Raw genomic sequence first — 20,255 nt, forward strand, 5'->3', positions numbered from 1 at the left:
AATAACCCCCCGAGTTTGAAAATATTCGACAAAATTTCGAAAATAAACGTTCGGATTAGGTCAGTTTGCTAGATTTGTCCTTCAAAATCAAAGAAAATGCGTCCCAAAAAAGAGAATATATACGACCATCACTAATGGTGGTAAAATTTAACTATAAAGTCAGGCGTAAGGATGTGTATTGAGTGGGTGTTTTACCAAAAAAGGTCGATTTCATCATCCCAGCAGATACGGGAATTAACAAAATCGAGAAGCTCCTCATCGGTGGAGTTGAACAATCTATCTTAATACAAGGAGAGAATAAGAATCATCCTGTGCTGTTATTCCTCCACGGTGGACCATCCATGCCATTACCTGGTCTGTCTTGTCGTGGGAGAGACTATGTTCTTGCTACTAATACAAAAGAGCTTGTTAAGCACTTTGTTGTAGTGTTTTGGGATCAACGCGGGACGGGTAAATCCTATCATTCTAGTATTCCAAGGGAGACAATGAGGCTAACACAATTCATTTCTGATGCAGTCGAGTTGGTTGATTATCTAAGGGCTGGGTTTAATACTGAAAAACTCTTTCTTGCAGGCCATTCCTGGGGAAGTGTGCTGGGATTACACTTAGTGAAAGACTATCCTGAAAAATTCTTTTCATATGTTGGATTATCGCAAATTGTTAGCTGGGTCGAAAATGATCGACTAAGCCTTCAATGGGTGAAAGAAGAAGCGAAAAGACGTGGCAACAAAAAAGCTATGCAGGAGTTAGACGCTGTTGGACAACCGCCTTTTCTAGAAAGCTTTGAGCAATGGGGAGTGTTAAGAAGGTGGCAAGCGAGATTTAACTCGATGTTCTTTTCTGATGAACAAACGAAATCGCCCGGCATGGGTCGTCTTGCGAAAATCATGCTGCAGTCACCAGACTATTCTCTTAAGGATATCTACCATTCTCTTTATAAGGGCTTTAAGCTTGTCTATCATATGCCATTTATTGATGATCTATCAAACTTTAACTTTAGGGAAAGCGGATTAAAGCTAACCGTTCCAATTACCTTTATCCATGGGCGTCATGATGTTCACGTGGTAGGAAGCCAAGTAGAAGACTACTACAACCGATTAGAAGCACCCTATGGGAAACAACTAATATGGGTAGAAAACTCCTCCCATGCATTTCATCCAGACGATGCTAGTGTAATTGAAAAGGTATTAATTGAAGAGAAAAACCGTGGTGGTGCCTGCCACCGCCCGAAATTTGTCGAATCAAACAACACCGATATTTTGTAGAATTTTATGGGAAAATTTTCTTCGTACGAGTATTGACTGTGTTTAATCTAACAGTCATAATAAGTGTATGAATTTTAAGAATATTCACTCCGTAAAGTTCTTATTTTTTTGAGTCTATATGGTAACGCTTTCAAACAAAAATGGAGGTAAATCAATTGATCCCATTTCTAATCATCCTACTCATTGCGGTTATTAGCTTTATTTTTGCAATTAAGAAAAAGCGAATGATTCTCCTGATGGTCCCATTTTTATCAATTTTTCTTTATTTTGCGATCGAAGTCATTATTTTTCCTGGGCCAGTTTTGGATACAGTCAAGTTTATTTTTAGTTTGAGATAAGTAAGGTTCTTTATTTTAAAGGTGGTGATCGATGGATAAAGCGTGGATTTGAAACAGTTGACCGTACATTGAAACAATAGAAAATGACACTGTGGAGGTGGCCAGCTTGAAAAAGATTGAGAAAAAAATCGCTGATTCGTACTTTCGTGAACGTACAAGAAATATCATCATTTACCTAATCATTTGGTTCATTGTTTCCTTTGGCGTTGTATTTTTTGCAGAGGGACTTAGCTCATTTACAATTAACGGGTTTCCATTTCATTATTTCATGGGAGCACAGGGGGCAGTTGTTACCTTTATTATTCTTTTATTTGTTAACGCAAAGCTAAGCGATAAAATTGATCAAAAGTATGGAATTGATGAAAGTAAAAATGAACAAATTAGTTCAGGAAAAGTATTGGATCATTAATTCCATCATCTCATTTTTACTAGTAAATGAATGAACACTCAATCAATCAACGTGACTAAATGATTAATTCAAGGCCAATAAAAAGGGGGAAAGAACGTGGATACACAATTTTTGGTCTCATTATCTATTATTCTAGCTACATTTGCATTATATGTTGGAATTGCCGTTTATAATAAAGCAAAAGCGACTTCAGACTTTTATGTAGCAAGTCGTGGAGTACCTCCAATTTTTAACGGAATGGCTATTGGAGCCGACTGGATGAGTGCTGCCTCCTTCATTGGTATGGCAGGAACAATTATGCTTCTAGGATATGATGGTCTTGCATATATTATGGGGTGGACAGGTGGTTATTTACTATTAACCTTCCTATTGGCACCACAGCTAAGAAAATATGGTCGTTATACAGTACCAGAATTCATTGGGGATCGCTATAACAGTCACACGGCTCGAATTATAGCGGCAATCTGTACGATCATTATCTCTTTTACATACTCGATTGGCCAGCTATCTGGTTCAGGGGTAGTAATTGGGCGTTTGTTTGAAATTGATGCGAAGCTTGGAACAATGATTGGGGTAGTCCTGATTGCTTTCTATGCGGCCTTTGGTGGGATGAAAGGAATTACCTGGACACAGGTAGCTCAATATATTATCTTAATCATTGCTTATTTAATTCCTGTTATCTTCATGTCACTACAGATTACGAATAATCCAGCTCCATGGTTATCGTATGGAAAAATTGTTGGTGAAATGGGTGAGCTCGATCGACAGCTCGGTATTTCAGAATACTTTGCCCCGTTCACCAATGGAACGAAGTGGCAGTTTATGGCGTTAATGTTTACACTTATGGCTGGTACGGCTGGACTTCCACACGTAATTGTACGTTTTTATACGGTTTCAACAATGAAAGCAGCTCGTTGGTCTGGGGCATGGGCATTACTATTCATCGGGTTATTATATCTATCCGCACCAGCGTATGCAGCATTTTCACGCTTCATCTTAATGAAAAATGTCGTTGGCCAGAAAATTTCTGAGCTTCCTGCATGGACAACAACGTGGGTTAATACAGGAAAACTAGCAGTTGCTGATGCAAACGGTGATGGAATCCTTCAGTGGCAGGAGTTAACGATTGCAAATGATATCGTGGTAATGGCGACACCTGAAATCGCAAACCTTGGGGTATTTGTTATCGGTTTAGTAGCTGCCGGTGCAATGGCCGCAGCATTATCGACTGCAGGTGGACTAATGATCGCAATTTCTTCCTCTTTTGCACATGATATTTACTATCGCGTGATGAAGCCAAACGCTACAGAAGAGAAGCGTTTAAGTGTGGCTCGTTGGTCGATTGCGGTCGCAACGTTATTAGCTGGGCTTATTGCATTAAATCCTCCTGGAGCGATTACACAAATTGTCGCATGGGCATTCGCATTAGCATCTGGAACCTTCTTCCCGGCATTATTACTAGGAGTTTGGTGGAAGCGTTCTAATGCGAAGGGTGTAACAGCAGGGATGTTAGTCGGTCTTGCTGTCACATTAACATATATCTTTGCGGCTAAATATGGTGGCTTCACGATTGCGGGTATCATAGATACTGGAGCGGGTGTATTTGGAGCAGTTGCAGCCATTTTAACAAATGTGATTGTTTCATTATCAACCGCCGCACCATCACAAGAGCTGCAGGATGAAGTACTAGATCTTCGTTATCCTGAACAAATGACCTATAAAGATGGTCAGGTGTGGTTAAAAGACGAAAATCTATAGATGTATCGCTAACGCTAAAAAAGTAGGATTCCTTATTGTAAATAAGGAATTCCTACTACATAGGCTGTTTTCGTATACTTTGTTGCTTTTATAGTTCTTTTAAAATCACTATAAACTTAGTAGAGTGGCATCTTTTCTTCCTAAATTATAACGACAACATCTAGTGAAATAGTGTAAATTACTGAAAAATAGGTCATGTAGCAACAAACTTTCAGAAAAGAGCCATTACATAAAACTCTTAGGGGAGAGTCATATGTTACACAGTGAACATTTGTATGCTCAAGTGAAGTATCATCCTTTTTTTAACGGAATCGAAAAGGATGATGCACTTCAGTTGTTGCAGCAGTGCACAGTAAAAAAATATAAACAAAAAGAAATGATTTTTTATGCAAACAAGCAGCGGGAGGGGTTACTTCTGCTGCTTTCTGGCATTGCGGAGGTATATGTAGAAGCGGCAAATGGTCTACATGAAGTTCTTGAAGTCATTCAAGCGGGTGAACTAATCGGGTTTTCAAGTTTAGCAGATTTCTTAGGAGCGCCTGAAAAAGAAACAAAACATATGGTTGAAGTTCGTGCAACACGAGCATCAGAGGCATTACTTATTCCATTTGAGGTCATCTCTAAACGATGGGATGATCAAAATGTCCATGATTATTTATTAACACAAGTTTCTCATCGGCTAAGAGATGTGTATATTTCACTTGCTGAACAGGTTGGAAGCTCAAGAAAGCTTGGTGAAAATAACACGATTGTGGTTCGGGTTCAAGACATGATGTCCACACCAGTGGTTTCTGTCACACCTAATACAACCATTCAAGAAGTCGCTAAAATAATGATGAATAAGAGGACAAGCTCGGTTATTGTAATTGCAAATGAACATGTTGAAGGAATTATTACTGAACGAGATTTAGTGAATCGAGTGTTAGCGAGTAACTCATATAACACTCAATCTTTGACAGCAAAGGATATAATGACTAAAAACCCTATAACAATTTCAAGATTTTCGTACTTTTATGATGCATTATCATTACTAATTTTGAATGGAATGAAGCACCTTCCAGTCATGGAGGGTACAAAAGTGGTAGGAGTGGTGACCCTTTCAGACCTTTTACGTAAAAAGAATGAAAATATGATGAAAACAATTCAAAAAATTGAAACAGCGGATGAAAGAACACTCCCGTTAATAAAGTTAGCACTTTATGACGTACTTGCTACATTAATTGAAGGAAATGTACCAACCCTTCATTTACTAGAAGTGATGAAAAAGCTCAATGATCGTGTCGTAAATCGTTGTGTCGAATTAGCAATCTCAACGATTAAAGAAAATCACAAGAAAATCCCTCCATGCCAATTTTGTTTATACCAAATGGGAAGTAGTGGGAGAGGCGAACAGTTTTTGTTAACAGATCAAGACCATTTCCTCGTGTTTGAAAATAGTCAAGAAGATCAATATTTTCGTGTTTTTTCTGAAGAATTAGTAAGACTTCTTGAAAAAGCTGGGTTCTCGCGCTGCAAGGGAAATATGATGTCTAATTATGTTAGTTGGCGGGGAGACCTTACAACATGGAATGATAGACTTCGTGGATGGACCATACAATCTACCAATGAAAACCTCCTACTCGCACATAACTTTTTTGCCCACCGGATGGTATATGGAGATTTTAATCTTCATAAACAATTTGAAGAAGCGATATCTGGACAATTAAAACGGGGCAAAATCCTATTCTATCGTATGAAGGAAGTTGAAAGACAGCACCAAATACCAACATTAGATCAACCAATACGCTCTCTCTTTAGATTAAATAGAAAACAACTAGATTTGAAGAAGGAGGTTCTATTTCCTTATCACCATAGTCTACAGATACTTTCACTAGAACATGGAGTATCATCAGGAACATCAATAGAAAAGATAGATAGATTAATAGAGTTAAATGTAGTATCACAAGCGTTTGGGAATGATTTGAAAATTGCCGTTACAGAAATTCTAAGAATCTATATTAGCCACAGATGGAACCAATACCAAAAGGGAGAGACACTAACTTCAGAGGTTTTATTTACCTTTTTAACAACAAGAGAAAAGGAAGAGTTAATGCTAAGCTTAAAGACTCTTAGAGAGCTACAACAAATGGTGATCGTCCATGTATAGCACAAAAGGGGGAGATGGGCATTTTTTTTATGCGTAAAACAATTCCGTTTGAATTAAATAAAGATGTACCACTAAACACTCCGATTGAGGATATTTCATTTGTTGTGTTTGATACAGAAACTACAGGATTTGATATCGCAACAAATGATAGGTTGATTGAAATAGCGTCTGTTTCAGTTGAAGGAATGACGGTTCATGAGGATTCAACATTCCAAACATACGTTAATCCGAAACGACAAATTTCTCGGGAAATAACGGAACTAACGAAAATTTCTGGTAATACAGTCGAAAATGCACCTGACTCCCTTCAAGCAATTCAATCCTTTTTTCAACATGTTCAAAAACAAGATTGTGTTTGCTTTGTGGGTCATTATGTAGCATTTGATTTGCTGGTGTTAAAGCATGAGCTAAAACGATATAAGCTTACGTTTAAAAAACAACAAACGATTGACACACTAGATTTAATTGGCTTTCTTGCACCTTCCTATGACATGCGGGATTTGCATAAGTATGCGAGTGCCTTTAGCTCAAGGATTTATGAGAGGCATACAGCGCTAGGTGATACACTAACAACGGCATATTTGTTTGTTGAGCTTTTGTTTCATTTCAAAAATCGAGGATACCATACATGGGGTGATTTATTACGGGCTACTGATAGTCAAAATCGCTCGATCTTCACTTAATATAGGAACACTCAAGATGATGTGAAGTTATAATTACTATATAGAAGATATCGTGCAATGAGCCACTATAAAAAACACTTCTATACAACCTAAATAGTTCTAAACGTTACAATAGTGTCTCGAATTTTAAAAAAACACAAAAATAAATTTAAATTTTTCAAAAAAATAATTTCTCATTCCATATTTTCACCAAAAGTTGTTAAAAACCGTTATTCAATCACATATGTACGAGTCCTCACTTACGAAAAAAAACCAAATATATTTGCTAAATTCCTGTACTATTTTCAAAAAAATAAGATAAATCCCTTGTCCCACTTGACTTTGTTAGCATATTCCCTCAACCAAGCTAATAAAATGTTACAAACCTAACAAAGAGAGTGTTTGAGGTGAGGGGTCGTATATCGTCTTCGAAGATCTAGCAAAGCTATATTGCCAAACGATGAAATAGTACACCATATTGTTGAAGCATGAGCGAGTCTCATTTCACACTTCTCACATCCATATAGGGAGGGCGAGTAGTGTGCACGATTACATCAAAGAGCGTACTATCAAGATTGGAAAGTATATCGTGGAGACAAAGAAAACAGTTCGCGTGATTGCGAAGGAGTTTGGTGTTTCCAAAAGTACTGTCCACAAAGATTTAACTGAGAGACTTCCAGAAATTAATCCCGAACTTGCAAATGAAGTAAAAGAAATTCTCGATTATCATAAATCGATCCGCCATCTGCGTGGGGGTGAAGCAACAAAATTAAAGTATAAACGAGAAGATTTAGAAGAAGAAGTTGTAAAGCAATAAAAATCTCATTCTTTCTTGCATGGTCGACAAATTTTTACATTCTTTTTTTGCAAAATCATATTTTATTTTTCATTTTGTGATAGAATATATAATTAGGAAAATATTGTGCATTGGCCAGTAATGCAAGGAGGAAAGTAACAAAATGTTAGCTAGGGATATTGGAATTGATCTAGGGACCGCGAACGTACTGATCCATGTAAAGGGAAAAGGAATTGTGTTAAACGAGCCTTCAGTAGTAGCAATTGATCGAAATAACGGAAGAGTACTTGCGGTTGGTGAAGAAGCGAGGCGCATGGTTGGGCGTACACCTGGGAATATTGTTGCGATTCGACCATTAAAGGATGGCGTCATTGCGGATTTTGATGTGACAGAAGCGATGTTGAAACATTTCATTAATAAGCTGAATGTAAAAGGATTTCTATCGAAACCACGCATCTTGATTTGTTGCCCGACCAATATAACATCAGTTGAGCAAAAGGCAATTCGGGAAGCTGCTGAAAAAAGTGGTGGGAAAAAGATCTTTTTAGAGGAAGAACCAAAAGTAGCTGCAATTGGAGCAGGGATGGATATCTTTCAGCCAAGTGGAAATATGGTAGTAGATATTGGCGGTGGAACAACTGATGTTGCCGTGTTATCAATGGGCGATATTGTCACCGCCTCTTCCATTAAAATGGCAGGGGACAAGTTCGATGCTGAAATCCTAAGCTATATTAAGCGTGAATATAAGCTACTAATTGGTGAGAGAACGGCTGAGGACATCAAAATCAAAGTAGCGACGGTATTCCCAGGTGCGCGTCAAGAGGAAATTGATATCCGCGGACGAGATATGGTAACTGGATTGCCACGCACAATCACTGTAAGATCTGATGAAATCGAACGAGCATTACGTGAATCTGTGGCTGTTATTGTACAAGCTTCAAAAAGTGTTTTAGAACGTACACCACCAGAGCTTTCAGCTGATATCATTGACCGTGGAGTAATCCTCACTGGTGGAGGAGCACTATTACACGGGATTGATCAACTATTAGCAGATGAGTTGAGAGTACCAGTGCTTATTGCAGAACATCCAATGGAATGTGTAGCAATTGGTACAGGGATTATGCTCGAAAATCTTGATCGAATCCCAACACGTAAACTAGTGTAAACTGCTTCACCTTGTTGCTGGGTCAAGCAAACGTATATGATCATCATACTAATTATCCTAAGATAGGACCTTGTCATTTCTAAGACTGGTCCTAATTTCCTAAATAATAGCTTACAAAATTCGATAAATTTAAACATTCCTCTTTTTAAAATTAGGTATTTAAACTAAAATAAAGAGAGGTTGTTTATATACATAAGATTGTTAACTAGAGAATGAGGTGGAAGCTTTGCTCAGAGGTTTTTATACAGCTGCATCAGGTATGCTTGCTCAACAGCGTCGAACAGATATGTTAACGAATAATATCGCAAATGCTAACACACCAGGATTTAAGTCCGATCAAGCATCACTTCGAGCATTTCCAGAGCTTCTATTACAGCGAGTGGAATCAACGAATGCATTACCATCTAAAAAACTAGCAACAACTACAACAATCGGTAGTTTGAATACGGGAGTTTATATGCAGGAAACAGTTCCTCTCTTCGTGCAGGGGGACATTCGCGAAACGAATCAAAAAACCGATTTAGCATTAATAAATGGTGAATTGCCTGACGGTGGCTCTCTCTTTTTTACCGTTGCAAATGAAAACGGAGATCTCCGTTATACAAGGAACGGAAATTTTACACTTGATGGGACAGGCCACTTGACCACAAATGAAGGCTACTATGTGCTTAATGCTAACGGTGATCGGATTCAACTACAAAACGATCAATTTAGCGTGGCTCCTAATGGCATAATTAGCGAAAATGGAATAGAAGTTGATACAGTAGGTATTTCCTTTGCGGAAAATGCAAATGACCTTGTTAAAGAGGGCAATGGATTATTTGCAGCACAACCCGATGCAGTGATGCAGGGTGCAAATAACAATCAAAATCTTACATTTACACTTAGACAGGGCTATATTGAGAGATCGAACGTAGATGTAACAACCGCTATGACGGAAATGATGACGGCTTACCGCTCATTTGAAGCTAACCAAAAAATTCTCCAAGCCTATGATAGAAGCATGGAGAAAGCTGTAAATGAGATTGGGCGTTTACGATAAAAGAAACAAAAAATAATAATGATGAAGACGCTTCTAGATTTTGGTGTTTTGTAATGCGAATGAGTATTTGCACCATGAGTTATGAAAATAGTGCATTTACCTAATGTGGAATGAGCGGAGAGCCAATTGACTACTGCAGGATCCAGTGGTCTCGGGAGACCCCGCAGGAGCCAAAAAGCGACGAGGAGGCTCACGGACCACCCCGCGGTATCCCGCGAGTGAATCGCAGCTCATGGAACTCCACTATCTAGGTTATTTTCAGAAATGCGACAAACTATTTTTATAGTAGTCATAAATATAAAGAAAGAAAAGGGTTTTCAGGAGGACATGTTGTGAATCGATCATTTTTAACAGCAACAAATACAATGACCCAGCTTCAAAAACAAATGGATACGATTGGTCATAATCTTGCGAATGTTAATACCCATGGATATAAAAAGCGAGATATCCAATTTAGTGAGCTTCTATATCAACAATTTGAAAACCCCACTTCAGATCAAAATGCCATTGGTAGATTAACACCAAATGGAATTAGACAGGGTGTAGGTGCAAAAATTGGACAAACTATGCTTAACTTATCAACGGGTGCCGTTCAAGTAACCGATCGTCCACTTGACCTTGCATTAACAAAGCAGGGACAATTTTTAGAAGTGCTGGTTGAAGAAAATGGTATACAGGTTCCACATGTCACTCGCAATGGAGCCCTTTATCTTTCGCCATTAAACGATGGTACAAACCAAGTGGCGCTAGTCACTGCTGAAGGATATCCGGTGTTGGATACGGACGGTGAACCAATCGTGTTTTTAGACCAATTTAAAGACATGACTATTTCAACTGATGGTCAATTAACGGTGAATAGACAGGATGGACAGTCACAACAATTTGACCTATCTGTTCTACAGGTAGATAAGCCACAGCTTTTAAATCCAATAGGAAATAACGTATATGGGCTGCCAAACCTTGAAGAATTAGGACTTGCTGAAGAAGAATTATTCACACAGCTTGTTGGAGATAACCGTGCGAACATAGCGATCACTCAAGGTGCACTTGAGCAATCGAATGTAGATGTGGCGACTGAAATGTCTGACCTCATGATCGCGCAGCGTTCGTATCAGTTTAATGCGAAATCCATATCTCTTGCAGATCAAATGTTGGGGTTAGTCAATGGAATACGTTAAAGGACAGGTGAATTCTCAAGTGACCACAGATAATAACAGACCACAAGAAGCAACACATGAAAAAGTGCGTAAACAACGTTATGAGGAAGAAACTACAAAACAAAAGTCTAAACAAAAAAGACTCGTTCGTATCCGTATTATTCCTATTTGGTTACGTCTTTTTATCATTGCAGCTTTAATTGCAATAAGTGCAATTGCTGGTGTCGTTATAGGTTATGGGGTTATTGGGAGTGGAGAGCCGGAAGACGCATTAAAGAAATCGACTTGGCAGCATATTATTGATCTGGTTGAAAAGCAGAAATAAAGCAAGTATAGTTAAAATTTTACAACTATCATTATAAATAGGAGGCAAGATAGATGTTAGATATTAACGAAATAAAAGAAATCATTCCACATCGATATCCATTTTTATTAGTGGACCGAATCCTTGAGATTGAAGAAGGTAAACGCGCTGTAGGAATTAAAAATGTAACAGCAAATGAAGAATTCTTTAATGGCCATTTTCCAGAATTCCCGGTTATGCCAGGTGTGTTAATTGTTGAAGCACTTGCGCAGGTAGGCGCTGTAGCAATGCTCATTAAAGATGAAAATCGTGGCCGCCTTGCATTTTTTGCTGGTATTGATAATTGCCGCTTCAAAAGACAAGTCGTTCCTGGAGATCAGCTTCGCCTTGAAGTTGAAATGACAAGAGTTCGTGGTTCAATGGGTAAAGGTAAAGCTGTGGCAACAGTTGACGGAGAGCTTGTATGTGAAATGGAATTAATGTTTGCTTTAGGGGATAAAAAGGAATAGTAGTTGCTTTTGAAACAACGCTCAGGCTAAATGGTCTTGGGTGTTTTTTTATTGGGGTAAATGGTCTTGAGCTCCTTTCTTAGGGGGAATGAGACGAATCGCTATAGCCCTATGGAGAACGCTGATTCACTTCCTTGAATGGAATAGACATGTAAGGAGTGGTGTTTGGATTACCTTACAAGCAAAAAAAGCTAAAGGAAGGGAATCAAAGCAGTTGTTATGTTCCCTTACTCCTGCCAAAAGCCTAAGCAAGTGAATCAAAGCAGGTGAATCAAAGCAAGTGTCTGATCCCCTAAAAAAGAAAACTGCCCGAAACCTTAGACTTCAGATTCCCTTGACCTAGTTAAAATACTCCCAAAAAATCCAAACATAAACCGACCAACACTAAAATAATTACCTACATCATGAAAATTATTCAAAAGGTTGGGCAAGCTAATCAAAGACCTAGTAAACCTTGAGGTCATCGACATTAATTTAGAAAGGGGTAAACGATATGAATAAAAAATGGCTACTTAAGCTTTCAGGAACACTTCTTGCAGCATCTCTTATTACTGGTTGTGCAGCAGATGATCAAGATCCGCCACCAGAAGAAACTCCAATGGATGAAGTGACACCGGAAGAAGATGTAGTACCACCTGGAGAAGAAGTTGAAGAAGAAGTCGTACCTGGTGAAGAAGCTGAAGAAGAAGTTGCACCAGGAGAGGATGCAACACCTGGAGATGAAACTCCAGATACAGATACTGATATGGGTGAAACAGAAAACGAAGAAGATGAGCAATAAGTATAAAAAGTCCCCATCTACATGGGGACTTTTCTTATAAATAAAGATTGAGGCAACACGGCCTTGTTGATTTTTCGCGCAGGTATAGGAACCCCATAGCCGGAAAAATTCCGGCTATTGTATCTAGTAGGGTGCTAAGAAGCAGATATAAGCGGAGAAATTCCGGTTAACATCTCTAATATATGATTAAATCTAAAGATTAGGTTGATATAAGTGGAAAAACTCCTGTTATTTTTAGGGAAATGTTGATATTTCCCTACTTAAGCGGAATTTTTCCGTTTATGTCCCTCCAACACAGTGAAATAAACAAGATAGATAAGACACCGCCATCTAAAAAGAAAGCAAAACTAACTCCCTAGAGTAATAGCTGGTCTACATACCTTTGTATGATAAAGGAGTAAATGACATAAAGTATAAATTAGCAGATTTTCACTAAACAAAAAGAACCGGGCTGTGCCCGGTTTTTCCTATTACTTCACATTCGATAAAATCTTCTTCCGTTCTTCATGAACAATCTGGTTGAAGGTCTTTAGGAGCTCTTCACCCTGCAATCCCTGTTGCAAGAGCTGGGCTAAAATTTGTTCGGATTTTACAAAAGGAGCTCGTTCTAATTTTCCATCAAATAAGATGCTAATATGATCCGAAAATTCTTTAATTGACATCACTGTTGCTTGGACGAATGCAGGATCATTTGATTTATCACTAATAGTCACTTGAAGATGTAATGCTTTTTGTTCATTTTTAAATTGCTCAAAAAGCGCACGGTCACTTTTGTTTAAAAAGGCCTCAATGATCCAACGCTTCCCACTATCTTCTCTGTTAATAATTAATCCATCAATTAAATCTACATCAATGATCTTTTCTTCTGAAGGCACATCTGGTAAAAAACTGAGAGACACTAGCTTGAATGTCTTCAAAATACCACTCCTGTCTACTTCTATCATTAGTAAAAATTATAGCATATAAGCGAATAGAAAATAAATTACCTCAAATTTTTTTTGTGAAAACACGGTAGAATATCCAAATTATTTCCCACACACCTTTGCTTTTATACCTAATACAAAAGTAACAAGTTTTATGAAAATAACTTATTTTAAAATACCCACCCTTTCATATCTGTAAACATTCTTATGAAAAGTTATTTTTCAATGTTGGAATATGTCTAAAAATGTAAAAATACCGATTTTACGGAATGATAACGTTTCATATATGATGTACTTGTATTTAGAGATAGAAAGGAGGGAACTAGGTGATCAATCAGGTGATTTTAGTAGGTAGGCTTACAAGAGATCCGGAAATTCGTTATACAGCCGATGGGCAGGCTGTAGCAAATGTAACTTTGGCAGTTAATAGAAACTATAAAAGTCAAGCTGGAGAGATAGAAGCTGATTTTGTAAATTGTACCCTTTGGAGAAAGACCGCTGAAAATACAGCGAATTATTGTAAAAAGGGATCAATTATAGGAGTTAGTGGCCGAATTCAGACACGAAGCTATGAAAATGATGGGCGAAGAGTGTATATAACTGAAGTGTTGGCTGAATCTGTGAAGTTCATGGGTGGAAAACCAAGAGAATTAGTGGAGCAATAAAAAAAGGAGGCCCCAATGGTACATGAAGAATTAAAGCAAATGGATCAACGAATTGAAAAGCTTGCAAACGGCATCGGCTACCATTTAGAAACTCTTTTGGGTCAAATCGATGAACGGCTTAATCAAATCGAAACAATGAATAATAGAAGATTCATAAAAATTGATTCCATGCTAGAAGGTAAGGTGTTTGATCATTGCGATTAGCTAATCCACGACAAAAATAAAGGCTCTTTTCTGAAAATTTAGTCCTTATAATCTTACTTTTAATTTAAATAAGGCATTAAATGTGATAATGGGATAAATATCCGGAAGAAAAGATGCCACACCACTTGGTTCATAGTGGTTTTCTATGACCTTAGAAGCAACAAAGTTTACGACAATAGCCAAAAAAAAAGGAGGTGTTTACAAGCCGTCCTCAACCAACTTCTCCATAGATCCACTCGCATAATTAATTTTCAACAAAAGCTCACAAAAAGTTTTATAACCCACGAAACAATACGCAAAAAAAAAGAGTCAAATCATAAAGCATCCTCGCAAGCTTGCTTTAACCACATTGTCGCCTCATTAATTCCTGGTTCACATAGGGCAAGCCTATATGAACCAGTTTTTTTATGTTGGCTACTTAAGGAATGTTTGTTTCCCTTTTAAAACAGTCATAGAAAACATAGTGGAGCCTTTATTTTAATTTCGTACTCACGATCGAAAATAGCTTCTGCCAGGCTTCAGCTTTATCTAGATGCTTTTCATTCACTTCTAACTTTTTCTTACGAGGCTTTTTTGGTGTTGTCGTCTTTTCCAAGATACCTGACTCCTATCTAAGTGAAAGTAGACTTTTAAGATCATTGTTTGAAAGCTCTGTAATCCAGCTTTCACTTTGAATGATCTCGTCATTTAACGCTTGTTTCTTCTCTAGCATTTCATCGATTTTTTCCTCAAGTGTTCCTGTGCTAATCAGTTTATGAACATGTACAAACCGCTTTTGACCAATTCGATAGGCTCGGTCTGTTGCTTGATTTTCGACAGCTGGATTCCACCAACGATCAAAATGAATCACATGATTTGCTTCGGTCAAATTCAACCCAGTTCCACCAGCTTTTAAGGAAAGAATCAAAATTTGATGCTTTCGATTTTGAAAGCTTGCAATCATATCATCACGGCCCGTTTTTGAAATACTTCCATTTAAAAATAAGACCTCTTCACCAAGTGTTTTTTGTAAAACAGTTCGAATCATTTCACCCATTTGAATATATTGAGTGAAAATTAAACAGCTTTCATCCTGCTCACGAATATTTGTCACTAACTCAAGAAGCTTCTCCATTTTATTAGAGCGTGTTTGGATTTGATTTGGTTGTGCTTCTTTTAGGTATAAGGCAGGATGGTTACATACTTGTTTTAACTTGCTTAGCATTTTTAAAATAAGTCCCTTTCGCTGCATACCAGCTACTTGTTCGACCTGTTCAAATGTATCTTTCACAAGCTGCTCATATAATGATGCTTGTTCAACAGTTAGTGGACAATATTCCTTTTGTTCTTGTTTGTCTGGTAAATTCAGTGCAACATCTTCGTCCTTTTTCGTTCTTCTTAATAAAAATGGACGTATTAACCGTTGCAGCTGCTGAATTCTCTCCGTATCCCGGTCCTTTTCGATTGGTGCAACAAACCGTTTTTGGAATTGGCCTAAGCTACCTAAATAGCCTTCATTGATAAAATCAAAAATAGACCATAATTCTGTTAAGCGATTTTCCATCGGTGTCCCTGTTAACGCAATATGATGAGCACCTTCTAAGCGACGGATGGCACGAGATTGCTTTGTTTGTGCATTTTTAATATTTTGAGCTTCATCTAAACAAATGGTGCCCCAATCATAAGCCGAAATTTCTTCATAGTCTAAATGCGATAAACCATAGGAAGTTAAGACAATATCTGCATCACCAATGGAAGCAGCAAAGTCTTCTCCTTTTCCACGGTTCGCTCCATAATGCAAATGAACCTTCAACGTTGGGCCAAACTTTTCAAGCTCCTTCTGCCAGTTTCCAAGAACCGAGGTAGGGCAGATAATAAGAGATGGCTTTGAGCCATGCTCTTTGACCGCATGAAAATAAGCAATCATCTGAATCGTTTTTCCAAGTCCCATATCATCGGCTAAACATGCCCCAAATCCGAAGCGCCGCAAAAATAACAGCCAATCAACACCTTGCTGCTGATATGGACGTAGCTCACCCTGAAAGCTAGTAGGAATGGAAGCTTGAGGGATTTCTTTAATCTCTGAAAGCTGATTTACCATCTTGGATAAATGTCGACTTAGTTCAATTTCGATATGTGCAAACGGACTCTGAGACTCTGTTTCATCTGAGGCTTCTCGGTCTGATAGTAAAAGCTCTTGTTCAAGAATATCTCGAAAACTTAGTCCTTCTTTGTTCGCTTTTGATAAAATAGACTGCACCTGTTTGATAAAAGCTGGATCGAGTTTAATCCATCTCCCACGGATATTGACGAGGCGTCGCTTTTGGTCGACAAGACTCATGAATTCCTCCTCTGATAAATCAACCCCATTGGTTGAAAAGCGCCAATCAAAGTCAATCAACGCATTTAAGCCAACAAACGATTGTCTAGTCGTCGCAGATGAAGATTTTACCTTTGCTTTCACAGCTAGCTGGGCATCTCTAATTGCCATCCACCAAGAAGGGAGTTGAATCTCGACCCCAGCTTGTAATAATAACTCACTATCTTCAGTTAAGAAATTCCATGCTTGAAACTCGCTCATTTCACTGATCATTGTTTCATTTTTATCATGTAACCAAGGAACAAGGTTCATCCATGTTTGTTGGTCACGGCGCACTTTTTCAAGATGCTCCTTCCAACTTACCGGGAGTAGTTCTCCATATGGATATGAAATATCTTCATTCTTTTTATCACGCAAAAGGGTCTCAATTCCCCAAGGCTCACCATCTTCATCTGGTTCGACAAGGCGCAATACGACCTGAAAGGGGGCAGTATCTTTTACCCAACCAATTTTTTCATGATAATCTAACTCAGTTGCTGCAACGAGCTGGTTGCCAGCATTCTTTAGCAAAGGAAATTCCTGTTGAAGCTCAGTCCAGGCTTCATTTAAATCAGGATCCTGACTGAACCAATCTTCAATAGCGGCTGATAACCAGCTTTTCTCAAAAGAGCCCGGTTCCATTTCTTCTAGCCTCCAGCCAAACGTGCCTTCAGCCCATTGATCATAATCCGGAACAAATGACTCTGATAAAATTCCTTTATATAAAAATACTGCAATCTCACGGAATTCCTGACTAGCCTCAGTAAATGTAATCTGTGATAAGGAATTCGGTGAGTGGGAACCGAAAAATTCAAGTGCCTGCCAAGGGGTTAAATAAAACGCTTCATCTTTTATTTCGATAAAAGAGCCATAATAGGAGGATGTATGATTTGAAAAGAGTATATTACGAACACTCTTTAATGAAATAATCTCATCAAATTCATCGCTAATCCATAAATAACAACCATTCATTTCATCCCACTGACAATCCACAATTAATGAATGAACTAACATACTTTCACCTTCTTTACTCGGGCAATCTAATCATTCTTGTATAATTAATTTGGCTCTCGTTAGTTCTTCCTGAAAGGCACGAAGACGCTTATGGGAACCTGAGAGCTTCTCTATATAAAGATCCCAGCGATCTAATTTGTTTAAACGACGATAATTAGTACGAAGCTTTTTTAAATACCGAACAGCTTTTTTATAACTTTGACGGTTTTTCTGCTCTAGAGCATTCATCACAGCATGATGATAAAAAGGAATCACTGCCTGACGGTCATTTTCTTCAATAAGCTTTAAGGTTTGACGATCACAGTCGTCTGCAGTGTAGCCTAAAAGGATCTGCAGCTCAACCCAGCTTTTATATTCGCCAACACCTAGTAAGTAATGATCAAGCTCGACAAAGCTATATGGTAAGAGCTTTTTCATCATCTCAACATATAAACCTTGGTCATTTATCTGAAAATACTCGTAAATTTCACTTAAATAGGTCCTAGTAAAATGGCGCCGTGCATCATATGAAGGTAAGCTAGCCATATATTTATCAATATGTTTCGCTGAATACTCAATCCAATGACGCGCTCTCTTCCAATCATGATTGTTTGAAAGAAGATGGATCCACCAGAAGCTATAAGAGACATATGAGCTATCCAATCTCGACAAATAGTTTACAGCTTCCATATCTCTTTTTTGTAAAAAAGCAAGGTGAACTAAAGCTAATAAATTTCCAACATGATCATCACTATCAGTTGTTGCTAAAAACTCTTCTTCTTCTTCAATCCATTTTTTTCGATTAAATAAGATCGACCAAAGGGCACGATAAATCGAAAAACGGTTAAATAAAAAGTAATCTTCTCTTAGCAATACCTCTCGGACACTATCAATGCTTTCATATAAAATATCATCCAAATCAAATGGAAGAGATACTGATCGTAGATGGAAAATATCATCAATCACATTATCAATAATATGGTGCGCATATGGTGTAATATAGTTTTCAAATGTAACCGCCTGATACTCATGCTTATTGAGTGTTTCGATAAATTTATTAAGTGAAAAAATCCCAGCATGAATTGAAAACAGACGTCTTGTTTCAGGCACCTTGGGGGCCTTTTTTATTAATCCTTGAAAGAAATTATAATAAATTAACGAAAAAAAGTGCCGATCACGTTCCGAATATTGATCTAAAAATGACTCATATTCTTGCTTAAAAAACATCTGCCAGCTGCTTAGAGAATGTTCTTCATATGTACTTTGAAGTGCACTTGCTTTTTTAAATGAAGCGGAAATTCCCGCAAGTGTTGGGCTCATTTCTTCCTTCCATTCATCTAAAAGCGCTCCAATACGACCCACACTAGCATACACTGAAAAAAACAAGGCCATGCGATGGCGACAAAAATCACTAGAAGGACAACTACAGTGGTCACCCTCTGAAAACTCCAAATCAATGCTGGCGTCCACAGGAATAACATCCTGTACTTTTCCATGAATCACTTGATCTGAATATTTCACATTATATACACTACCTTGACGGTAGAGATTAAGTCCTTTTTTGATTAGGTTACGATTATCTTCTAGATTGAAGGGTAATTTCTTTTTTAACCCTTCAGCAAACTCAAGTATCTGTTCCTTTGAAACCTCATGCTGTAGCATGATTGCCCTTCGCCTCCTAATCTAACTAACAAACAGTGTGTTAAGAATATTCAAATATTTATATGCAAAAAGTATATCTTATTATTATAACTTATTTTTAAAATAAAATCTGTAATGGGACAGTCTCAAATCAAACAAGGCTTGCGTACGATATCAAAACAACTCCCTAGGGCTTATTTATAAGAGGTGACTAAATTTTGGATATAAACCAATCCAAACTTGAGGGTCGACTGGACCTAGAAGAGCTAAGGCAGGTCCTACTCCGCGCATATCTAAGAGGAGAAAACCTATCAAATATGGAAGCGAAAGACATGATAGAAGACCTTGTCAGAAATTTAAGAGGTAAAGATATATCGTAACAGGGTACATTTGTTTGTAGATACTAGTTTCTAACGTGAAAAGAGGCGAGATCTCATCCTAGTGATGAGGTCTCGCCTCTTTTACTTATGTTGAGGTTGCCTTAAAGGGAAACGCGGTCCGGTAATGGGGCGGAAAGAGTGTGTAATGCGGCGGGTTTGATCCTGAATCCGGCGAGAAATCAAGAAAATCCGGCCGGAGCAAGAATTTAGGGAATCACAGTCCAAGAAATGCGGCGGGAAGATTGGATAATGCGGCGGGTATGATCCTAAATACGGCGAGAAATGAAGAAAATCCGGCCAGAGCAATGAATTAAGGTAATGCAGGCAAAGAAATACGGCGGGAAAAGTGTGTAATGCGGCGGGTTTAATCCTGAATCCGGCGAGAAATAAAGAAAATCCGGCCGGAGTAAGAATAAAGGGAATGACAGGCAAAGTCAAGTCCATAATATTGTGTAAAATACTAATACAATGTTTTCAACTGTTTTCAAGGTTTGGGGTTAGGTCTCCCCTTACATTTTTTTTTGCGAAAGCTTCCATGGTTTTTCTTTTGCATATCCAGGAGAGGCTGTCAAAGGCCTTTCACTTTGATAGCCTCTCCTGGATATGCCATAATACCATAATTGGAAGTTTCGGAAAAAATACTATAGGGACTTCTTCCGGGAGTATGCATTCTCTTGATATTCCATTAAGACTGCACCTACTAAACGAAAAGCAGACTGTGTATTCGGAAATATCCTAATGACTCTTTCTCTTCTTCGTACTTCTTGATTTAAACGTTC

At 38.1% G+C, this 20,255-nt stretch carries 21 protein-coding genes; 15 read left to right on the forward strand and 6 right to left on the reverse strand.

The annotated features are described in order from the left end of the window. Positions 1-182: 182 nt before the first annotated feature. From BK579_RS03045 to BK579_RS03105, 13 genes are all read left to right on the forward strand, one after another. Entirely contained in the window at positions 183-1,265 is a 1,083-nt protein-coding gene (locus BK579_RS03045) for an alpha/beta fold hydrolase (RefSeq protein WP_078543467.1), read from the forward strand. Between the two features lie 155 nt (positions 1,266-1,420). Next, a complete protein-coding gene (locus BK579_RS03050; RefSeq protein WP_078543468.1) occupies positions 1,421-1,603 on the forward strand; it encodes a hypothetical protein in 183 nt (60 codons plus the stop codon). Positions 1,604-1,709: 106 nt separating this feature from the next. After that, positions 1,710-2,012 (forward strand): DUF4212 domain-containing protein, encoded by a 303-nt coding sequence (locus BK579_RS03055; protein WP_078543469.1) that lies wholly within the window; start codon positions 1,710-1,712, stop codon positions 2,010-2,012. Positions 2,013-2,108: 96 nt separating this feature from the next. Continuing rightward, a complete protein-coding gene (locus tag BK579_RS03060) occupies positions 2,109-3,770 on the forward strand; it encodes a sodium:solute symporter family protein (protein ID WP_078543470.1) in 1,662 nt (553 codons plus the stop codon). A 253-nt stretch (positions 3,771-4,023) separates the two neighbouring features. Beyond that, positions 4,024-5,916: a DUF294 nucleotidyltransferase-like domain-containing protein gene (locus tag BK579_RS03065; protein WP_078543471.1), complete on the forward strand. Its 1,893-nt coding sequence runs from the start codon at positions 4,024-4,026 to the stop codon at positions 5,914-5,916. Between the two features lie 20 nt (positions 5,917-5,936). Beyond that, entirely contained in the window at positions 5,937-6,599 is a 663-nt protein-coding gene (locus tag BK579_RS03070) for a 3'-5' exonuclease (protein ID WP_078550348.1), read from the forward strand. Between the two features lie 520 nt (positions 6,600-7,119). Beyond that, positions 7,120-7,395: a sporulation transcriptional regulator SpoIIID gene (gene spoIIID / locus BK579_RS03075; RefSeq protein ID WP_078543472.1), complete on the forward strand. Its 276-nt coding sequence runs from the start codon at positions 7,120-7,122 to the stop codon at positions 7,393-7,395. Between the two features lie 142 nt (positions 7,396-7,537). Then, entirely contained in the window at positions 7,538-8,539 is a 1,002-nt protein-coding gene (gene mreB / locus BK579_RS03080; RefSeq protein ID WP_078543473.1) for a rod shape-determining protein, read from the forward strand. A 226-nt stretch (positions 8,540-8,765) separates the two neighbouring features. Next, a complete protein-coding gene (locus BK579_RS03085) occupies positions 8,766-9,581 on the forward strand; it encodes a flagellar hook-basal body protein (protein WP_078543474.1) in 816 nt (271 codons plus the stop codon). 332 nt (positions 9,582-9,913) lie between these two features. Beyond that, positions 9,914-10,759, forward strand: a complete 846-nt coding sequence (locus BK579_RS03090) for a flagellar hook-basal body protein (RefSeq protein WP_204524661.1) — start codon at positions 9,914-9,916, stop codon at positions 10,757-10,759. Next, entirely contained in the window at positions 10,746-11,063 is a 318-nt protein-coding gene (locus BK579_RS03095; RefSeq protein ID WP_078543475.1) for a DNA-directed RNA polymerase subunit beta, read from the forward strand. Before BK579_RS03090 ends, BK579_RS03095 begins: the two co-directional genes overlap by 14 nt. Before the next feature lie 53 nt (positions 11,064-11,116). Next, a complete protein-coding gene (fabZ, locus tag BK579_RS03100; protein ID WP_078543476.1) occupies positions 11,117-11,551 on the forward strand; it encodes a 3-hydroxyacyl-ACP dehydratase FabZ in 435 nt (144 codons plus the stop codon). Positions 11,552-12,044: 493 nt separating this feature from the next. Continuing rightward, positions 12,045-12,332 carry a hypothetical protein gene (locus tag BK579_RS03105; RefSeq protein ID WP_078543477.1) on the forward strand — a complete coding sequence of 96 codons (288 nt, stop codon included), beginning with the start codon at positions 12,045-12,047 and terminating at the stop codon, positions 12,330-12,332. A 470-nt stretch (positions 12,333-12,802) separates the two neighbouring features. Here BK579_RS03105 and BK579_RS03110 read toward each other — a convergent pair whose 3' ends face one another. Next, the gene (locus BK579_RS03110; RefSeq protein ID WP_169891041.1) at positions 12,803-13,249 is read right to left on the reverse strand and encodes a YwpF family protein; all 447 of its coding nucleotides are present in this window, start codon (positions 13,247-13,249) and stop codon (positions 12,803-12,805) included. Between the two features lie 332 nt (positions 13,250-13,581). Here BK579_RS03110 and ssb point away from each other — a divergent pair, with 332 nt between their 5' ends. Further along, the gene (gene ssb, locus BK579_RS03115; protein ID WP_078543479.1) at positions 13,582-13,920 is read left to right on the forward strand and encodes a single-stranded DNA-binding protein; all 339 of its coding nucleotides are present in this window, start codon (positions 13,582-13,584) and stop codon (positions 13,918-13,920) included. A 15-nt stretch (positions 13,921-13,935) separates the two neighbouring features. Then, positions 13,936-14,124 (forward strand): hypothetical protein, encoded by a 189-nt coding sequence (locus BK579_RS03120; protein ID WP_078543480.1) that lies wholly within the window; start codon positions 13,936-13,938, stop codon positions 14,122-14,124. 45 nt (positions 14,125-14,169) lie between these two features. Here BK579_RS03120 and BK579_RS26005 read toward each other — a convergent pair whose 3' ends face one another. The 5 genes from BK579_RS26005 to BK579_RS03135 all read right to left on the reverse strand — a co-directional run. Then, on the reverse strand, positions 14,170-14,307 hold the full coding sequence (locus BK579_RS26005) for a hypothetical protein (RefSeq protein ID WP_204524662.1): 138 nt from the start codon (positions 14,305-14,307) through the stop codon (positions 14,170-14,172). A 289-nt stretch (positions 14,308-14,596) separates the two neighbouring features. Then, entirely contained in the window at positions 14,597-14,719 is a 123-nt protein-coding gene (locus BK579_RS26645) for a hypothetical protein (protein WP_268876448.1), read from the reverse strand. Between the two features lie 12 nt (positions 14,720-14,731). After that, positions 14,732-17,476, reverse strand: coding sequence for a DEAD/DEAH box helicase (locus tag BK579_RS03125; RefSeq protein ID WP_078543481.1), 2,745 nt, complete (start codon positions 17,474-17,476; stop codon positions 14,732-14,734). Positions 17,477-17,506: 30 nt separating this feature from the next. Next, the gene (locus BK579_RS03130) at positions 17,507-19,117 is read right to left on the reverse strand and encodes an SWIM zinc finger family protein (RefSeq protein ID WP_078543482.1); all 1,611 of its coding nucleotides are present in this window, start codon (positions 19,115-19,117) and stop codon (positions 17,507-17,509) included. 1,000 nt (positions 19,118-20,117) lie between these two features. Continuing rightward, the coding region (locus BK579_RS03135) for a transposase (protein ID WP_204524770.1) at positions 20,118-20,255 on the reverse strand (138 nt) is incomplete at its 5' end.

Origin of the sequence: Litchfieldia alkalitelluris (assembly GCF_002019645.1) — a bacterium.
Taxonomy (GTDB): domain Bacteria; phylum Bacillota; class Bacilli; order Bacillales; family Bacillaceae_L; genus Litchfieldia; species Litchfieldia alkalitelluris.

Coding starts and splice junctions, on each gene's coding strand:
- BK579_RS03065 (WP_078543471.1), top strand. CDS start 4,024: ATGTTACACAGTGAACATTTGTATGCTCAAGTGAAGTATCATCCTTTT.
- mreB (WP_078543473.1), top strand. CDS start 7,538: ATGTTAGCTAGGGATATTGGAATTGATCTAGGGACCGCGAACGTACTG.
- BK579_RS03095 (WP_078543475.1), top strand. CDS start 10,746: ATGGAATACGTTAAAGGACAGGTGAATTCTCAAGTGACCACAGATAAT.
- fabZ (WP_078543476.1), top strand. CDS start 11,117: ATGTTAGATATTAACGAAATAAAAGAAATCATTCCACATCGATATCCA.
- BK579_RS03105 (WP_078543477.1), top strand. CDS start 12,045: ATGAATAAAAAATGGCTACTTAAGCTTTCAGGAACACTTCTTGCAGCA.
- BK579_RS03120 (WP_078543480.1), top strand. CDS start 13,936: ATGGTACATGAAGAATTAAAGCAAATGGATCAACGAATTGAAAAGCTT.
- BK579_RS03125 (WP_078543481.1), bottom strand. CDS start 17,476: ATGTTAGTTCATTCATTAATTGTGGATTGTCAGTGGGATGAAATGAAT.
- BK579_RS03130 (WP_078543482.1), bottom strand. CDS start 19,117: ATGCTACAGCATGAGGTTTCAAAGGAACAGATACTTGAGTTTGCTGAA.